Origin of the sequence: Collinsella vaginalis (genome assembly GCF_900176655.1) — a bacterium.
Classification (GTDB): Bacteria; Actinomycetota; Coriobacteriia; order Coriobacteriales; family Coriobacteriaceae; genus Collinsella; species Collinsella vaginalis.
Window position 1 is genome coordinate 983,548 of record NZ_LT838843.1, and the last position, 2,512, is coordinate 986,059.

Annotated in this window: 2 protein-coding genes; both read left to right on the forward strand. The window is 65.4% G+C overall.

Annotated elements, in window-relative coordinates; translation table 11 throughout:
- On the forward strand, positions 1-1,681 hold a 1,681-nt coding region (gene murJ, locus CAP13_RS06255), incomplete at its 5' end, for a murein biosynthesis integral membrane protein MurJ (protein ID WP_245798928.1).
- A 159-nt stretch (positions 1,682-1,840) separates the two neighbouring features.
- A partial coding sequence (locus CAP13_RS09945) for a PcsB-like coiled-coil domain-containing protein (protein ID WP_218775313.1) occupies positions 1,841-2,512 on the forward strand: 672 nt, incomplete at its 3' end.

The window sequence follows — 2,512 nt, forward strand, 5'->3', positions numbered from 1 at the left end:
CGGGGTGCCGTCGGAGGAGCTGACCCCGCCCGTCTCCGAGGTCGCGGTCGCGGTTGAGGAGGCCGTCCAGGAGGAGCCCGCGGCCGACGCCGCCGAGCGCCGCGCCGACACCTCGTCCAGCCTGGTGAGCGTGCTCGTGATCATCAGCCGCATCACGGGCTTCCTGCGCATCTCGGCGCAGGCCTGGGCCGTCGGGCTCACTATGCTCGCGAGCGCCTACACCCTGGCCGACCAGATGCCCAACGTCATGTACGAGCTCGTCATCGGCGGCATGCTCGTCACCTCGTTCCTGCCCGTCTACGTGCGTGTCCGCGAGCGCGCGGGCCGCGAGGGGTCGGCGCGCTACGCGTCGAACCTGCTGTCGTTCGTCTTCATCGCGATGCTGGTGCTCACCGTGGTCTGCTTCGTCTTCGCGGCCCCCATCATCTGGACCCAGTCCGCGGGAGCCTCCGAGACCTTCGACTTCGAGCTGTCCGTCTGGTTCTTCCGCTGGTTCTCCGTCGAGATCATTCTCTACGCGCTCTCGTCGATCTTCTCGGGCGTCCTGAACGCGGAGCGCGACTACCTATGGAGCAACCTGGCGCCCATCTTCAACAACCTGATCATCATCGGGTCGTTCGTGCTCTACGGGGCCGTCACGCGCGCGGGGATCATGGACGAGCAGCAGGCCATCCTGATCCTCGCGATCGGCAACCCCCTGGGCGTGCTCTTCCAGGCGCTCATCCAGATCCCGGCCCTGCGCAAGCATGGGGTCAGGCTCCGGCCCTCCATCAACCTCCACGATCCCGCCCTGCGCGAGACCCTCTCGATCGGCCTCCCCACGCTCATCGTCACCCTCGTGGCCTACCCCACGACGGCGGTCATGTCGAGCAGCCTCCTCCAGGTGAACGCCGCCGGCGCCGCCATCTCGTACTACTCGCGCGTCTGGTACGTGCTGCCCTTCTCGATCTTTGCGATCCCGATCTCGATCACGATGTTCACGGAGCTCTCCGTCCACCACGCGAAAGGGGAGCGGGAGGCCTTCGTCACGGGCTTCGCGCACGGGGCCGCGAAGACCCTCTTCACGCTCATCCCGTTCTCCCTGTACTTCCTGGTGTTCTCATCGCCCCTGATCGCGGTCATCGCGAGCAACTCCTTCACCCCGGAGGAGATCGCGCTCACGGCGGGCTACCTAGTCGTCCTCGGCCTCAACCTGCCGTTCTTCGGTCTATCGAGTTTCATCCAGAAGGCGTGCTCGGCGATGCTCAGCATGAAGTTCTACGCGCTCGCCACCTGCGTGGCCGCGGTGATCCAGATCGTCATATGCGTGGCGCTCACGCCGATCTTCGGCATGTACCTGGTGCCGGCGAGCTCGGTCGTCTACTACGGCATCATCGATGCGGTCACGCTCATCAGGCTCCGTATGAGCCTCGGCCGCCTGGGCTTGCGCTCCGTCGCCGTGTCGTGCCTGCGCGCGCTCGCGTTTGGCGCCGCCGGTGCCCTGGTGGGCTGGGGGATCCTCCAGGGGCTCACCTGGGTGCTCGGCCCTGCCGAGAGCGTGTTCCGCGCGGCGATCTACCTGGTCCCCTCGGGGCTCGCGGCGCTTGCGGTGACCTTCGGGGTATCGAGCGCGCTTGGGCTCTCGGACGCCCCGTTCTTCGATTCCCTGTTCGCGAAGATTTTCAGGAGACGTCGCGCATAGGCATATTCCGTTGTCTGAATTGCCAGTTCAGAGGCCCATTTTACACAGCTCTTAGAGATTGGGTGTGGGGGTTGCCGTGAATTGCCTACCGAACGGCGGGATTGATACAATGTCAGGCGATGACTCCGATGCCCTTAGGCAGAGAGGTAGAAAACGTAGATGAAACGCAGCACCACATGCCGCCGCGCGGTACCCGTTGTGGTACTTGCCGGCCTTATGGCCTTCTCGGCCCCCTTGGCTATGGTCCCCGCGGCCTACGCCGAGACCCAGTCATCTTCCGAGCTCAACTCCGAGCTCGCCGCAGCGCAGCAGAAGCTCGCCGAGCTGAGCCGCAACCTTGAGATCGCGGCCGCCAAGGCGGACGACACGCAGGCGCAGCTCGAGGAGACCTCCTCGCAGATCGACTCCCTGCAGAGTCAGATCGCCGAGAACGAGCAGAAGGCCGAGGCCGCCCAGGCCTCCCTCAAGGAGACCGTCCGCAGCGGTTACAAGGACGGCAATGCCACCCTGCTCGACATCGTCTTCTCATCCAAGGACTTCAGCGACCTGACCTCGCGCATCTTCTACGCGAGCCGCACCGCTGAGAAGAACAACGAGAAGATCACCGAGGTCAACGACCTCATCAAGACGTTGGACAGCCAGCGCGACGAGCTCTCCCAGAAGAAGTCCGAGCTCGACAGCCTCTATCAGCAGCAGACCGAGACCGCCAACGCCCTCGCCGCCTCTCAGAGCGAGGCCGAGTCCTATGTGAACGGGCTCTCCAGCGAGCTCCAGGCGGCGCTGGCCGCCGAGCGCGAGGCCCAGGCGGCGCAGCAGAAGGCCGCCGCCGAG